The organism is Bifidobacterium miconis (assembly GCF_019331735.1).
GTDB lineage: Bacteria > Actinomycetota > Actinomycetes > Actinomycetales > Bifidobacteriaceae > Bifidobacterium > Bifidobacterium miconis.
In genome coordinates this window covers 1-4,092 of sequence record NZ_JAHBBH010000072.1, presented here as the reverse complement: position 1 = coordinate 4,092, position 4,092 = coordinate 1, and the positions used below count along the sequence as shown (strand labels likewise).

Genomic DNA, 4,092 nt, shown 5'->3' with positions numbered 1-4,092 from the left:
CCGGCAGTGCGGGCGTCTGCCCATACAGCGACCTGTACGATCCGGCGTTCGAACAAGGCGATCGGCTCAACACTCCGCTGATGGATGTGCACTTCTATCACGCCCCGGAATGGACGGTCATGAACGCCTACCGGTACGAGAACCACCCCTACCACACCAAGGTGTTCCTCGGCGAATACGCCACGCTCGACGATACGTGGTTCAACGCGCTCGCCGAAGCCGCGTTCATGACCGGCCTCGAACGTGCCGCCGGCGTGGCGCTCGCCTGCTATGCGCCGCTGTTCAACAACGTGAAGTACACCGACTGGAAGCCGGACATGATCAACTACGACGGCCGAACCTCCTACGGCACGCCCAGCTACTACGTGCAGCGTCTGTTCTCGCGCAACCAGGGCACGTCCCTGCTCGGCACGAGCGACGATGTGGCGCGAGGTCCGCGCTCCCAGTGGTCAGCGCGCGGCAACGCCTCGCTCAACATCATCAACGCGCCGTTCACCGTCAGCCAATTGACGATCACCGATCTCGACCATGACGGCGCCGTGCTGCAACGGGAATCCAATGTCGAGCTCACGCCGGACGGCGTCATCAAACTGCCGCTCAACCTAGGTGGCACCGAGCACTTCCGGATCGATCTCGACTTCACCGCGCACGAAAAGCTCGACCCGGAATCCTCCGGCACCGACGTCACCATCCGCTTCGCCGAAACCGGATCCGACGACTATGTGGCGCTCGCCATCAACAGCTGGTGGGGTCGCATGCTCACGCTGCGCACCTACCAGCACGGCAAGGAATCCTACTACAGCGCCACCCACGTCAACTATGCCGCGGAGACCACGCATCGCGCGCTGCTCGAATTCGACCACGGCACGGTTAGCCTCGTGATGGACGGCAACCCGATCTTCAGCGAGACCCTGCTGCCGTACGAGCCGGACGATCTGTACTATTCCGCTGTGCGCGACGAGGACGATACGGTGACGGTCAAGCTGGTGAACGTGACCGACACGCCATCCGACGTTCGACTGACCTTCGACCACGAAGTGAAGGCGACGTACTCGATCGAGCACATGGATGGGTTCGCGCTGGATGCGAGGAACGACCTCGATCACCCCGCACTGGTGTCTTCCAGCGAACGGACCGAACATGCTCGCATCGACGCCGCGTCGACGTCCGCGCTCGACTACCGCGTGCCCGCACACGCCGTGCACGTACTGAAGTTCCGCCTCGTCTGACCATCGATCGACAGCCATCATTCATCACTAGGAGCATCACATGTCAACACGGCATTCCATTTCGATCCGTACCGAGGATCGGGTCAAGGAGCAGGGCGACCTGTTCGGCGTCTTCTTCGAGGATCTCAATCATGCCGCCGACGGCGGCCTGTACGCCGAGCTGATCCAGAATCGTTCGTTCGAGTTCGATCCGATCGACAATCCCGACTACACGCCGCTGACCGGCTGGACCGTACTGCCGGAAGGCGGCACCACCAGCGCAGTCGTCGCCGACGAGCATCCGCTCAACGGCAACAACCTGCACTACCTCGTGCTCGGTCCGGCCGCCGATGCTGATAACGCTGGTGCCGCGGACGCCGCAACGATCGCAGGCATTGCCAATCCGGGCTTCAACGATGGTCTCCCCATACGCGCCGGGGCCCAGTATGCGTTCTCCTGCCATGCGCGCATCGACGATGCGTCGGCGGCGTCGACCGCCCGGCTGCGCGTGGAACTGCGTTCGGCCGACCTGCGCGAAATCCGCGCCGACGAAACGTTCGCCATTGCTGCAGGAGACTGGACCGTTTACAACGCCGTCCTTACTTCGCAACAGGACGATCCGACCGCCGTGCTGGTAGTGCGCTGCGACGAGCATGCGACGATCGACCTCGACATGGTCTCGCTGATCCCGCTCGACACGTTCGACGACGGCCATGTGCTCCGACGCGATTTGGCCGAGAAGATCGCCGACCTCAAACCGAAGTTCATGCGATTCCCCGGCGGCTGTCTGATCCATGACGGTGCGTTCGACCCGAGCGCCCACGATTCGGTGTACCGCTGGAAGTTTACGGTCGGACCGATCGAGGAACGTCCGTCCAAACGAAGCCGATGGAAGTACAACCAGACCTTCGGTCTCGGCTTCTACGAGTACTTCCGCCTGTGCGAACAGATCGGTGCCGAACCCATCCCCGTCATCTCCCTCGGGTGCAACTCGCACGATCACACCGAGGACCCGATCGAGAACCTGCAGTCGTGGATCGACGACGCGCTTGACGTGATCGAGTTCGCCAACGGCCCGGCATACAGCGAATGGGGGCATGTGCGCTCGACGATGGGGCACCCGGCCCCGTTCAACATGAAGTACATCGCGCTCGGCAACGAGGAGGAGTACCAGGAGTTCTACGACCGGTACGAGATCGCCCACCGGCAGATCCACGACCGCTACCCGGACATCCAGATCATCGGCAGCGCGGGCGCTTGCCCGTGCAGCGACGTGTACGAGCCGTCGTTCGAACAGGCCGACCGCACCGGCACGCCGATCATGGACGTCCACTTCTACCATTCCCCCGAATGGGTCGTGATGAACGCCTATCGCTACCAGTCCCACCCGTACTGTTCCAAGGTGTTCATCGGCGAGTACGCCACGCTCGACGATACGTGGTTCAACGCGCTTGCCGAAGCCGCGTTCATGACCGGTCTCGAACGTACTCCGGCCGTGGCGATGGCCTGTTACGCGCCACTGCTCAACAACGTGAAGTACCGCAACTGGGATCCCGTGCTCATCGACTTCAACGGCAACGAGTCATACGGCACGCCGAATTACTACGTGCAGCGGCTGTTCACCCGTAATCAGGGCGTCTCGCTGCTCGGTACCAGCGACGACATCGCGCACCTTGAACCGGCCGAATACCCGGTGAACGGCGCTGCGTCGATCGACATCGGCGACGCGGGCATGACCATCGACGATCTCACGATCACCGATCTGACCGACGGCAACGCGACCGTCCAGCGCACGCCCCACACCGTGCTCGTGCCCGGCGACAACACCACGCTGCCGCTGCATACCGCGGATTCCTGGCATTTCCGTCTCGAATTCGACTTCATCCCGGCCGTCCCTGCTGATCCCGGTTCGGGCGGCAACGAGATGCGCATCCGTTTCGCCGGTGCATCGGACGAGGACTATGCCGCGGTCACGATCAACGGCTGGTGGGGGCGAGCGTTGACGCTGCGCACCTTCGAGCACGGCAAGGAGGCGTACTATTCCGTGTCCCATATCAAGTGCGCTCCCGGCGTCACCTATCACGCGGCGCTGGAAGTCGACCACGGCACGGTCAGCTTCGAACTGGACGGCGAGCGTATCTTCCGCGAGACCCTGCTGCCGTATCGGCCGGATGATCTGTACTACTCCGCCGTGCGCAACGAGAGCGATACGGTGACGGTCAAGCTCGTCAACGTGACCGACACACCATCCGATGTACGACTGACGTTCGATCACGCGATGAGCGCCACGTATTCGGTCGACCACATGGATGGATTCGCGCTGGACGCGAAGAACGACTTCGACCATCCCGCCCTCGTGTCCTCCCGCGAACGCACCGAATACGCCGGGGATGGACGCACGCCGATCGAGGCGCTCGACTACCGCATGCCGGCATACGCGGTGCACGTCCTGCAGTTCCATATCGTCTGACCCTCCTCGGGGAACGGAGCAACCCCCTCCTCTGGGGCGACGCCGCTCGAGATATGGGGACGCGTCCTCGGCGACAAGAACATGGCCGCCGCCCTCATCGACCGCACCGTCCACCACGGACGACTCATCAGATTCGAGGGCCGTTCCTACCGCAGCGAACACGCCCTCATGACCAAATAACCCAACCAACAACACAACACACGCACACAGGCAGCGGCCGACACCGCCCACACCGCGGAAAACCCGCTGCCTACGCGGAAAAACACCGCTCACAAAGCGGACACCAAGGGACTGTCCCATTAAGTGTGTAACTGGCGGTTTGGTTATTGGTTCTCGCTGGCGGGCCAGCGATCGGCGAAGGTGATGGCGAACGCGTTCAACGCGGGTTTCCACCGTGCCGTCCATCGTACCTGT

The 4,092-nt window shown here is 62.7% G+C and carries 3 protein-coding genes; all 3 read left to right on the top strand.

Going from position 1 to position 4,092, the window contains the following annotated elements; all coding sequences use genetic code 11:
• Positions 1-1,229, top strand: a 1,229-nt coding sequence (locus KIH79_RS12545) for an alpha-L-arabinofuranosidase C-terminal domain-containing protein (protein ID WP_274607642.1), incomplete at its 5' end; no start/stop codon positions are given.
• Positions 1,230-1,269: 40 nt separating this feature from the next.
• Positions 1,270-3,678, top strand: coding sequence for an alpha-L-arabinofuranosidase C-terminal domain-containing protein (locus tag KIH79_RS12540; RefSeq protein ID WP_219059681.1), 2,409 nt, complete (start codon positions 1,270-1,272; stop codon positions 3,676-3,678).
• A 51-nt stretch (positions 3,679-3,729) separates the two neighbouring features.
• A complete protein-coding gene (locus KIH79_RS12535) occupies positions 3,730-3,858 on the top strand; it encodes an ATP-binding protein (RefSeq protein WP_420829384.1) in 129 nt (42 codons plus the stop codon).
• Positions 3,859-4,092 lie beyond the last annotated feature (234 nt).

Excerpts from the sequence above, each read along its gene's own strand:
- KIH79_RS12540 (WP_219059681.1), top strand. The coding sequence starts at position 1,270 with ATGTCAACACGGCATTCCATTTCGATCCGTACCGAGGATCGGGTCAAG.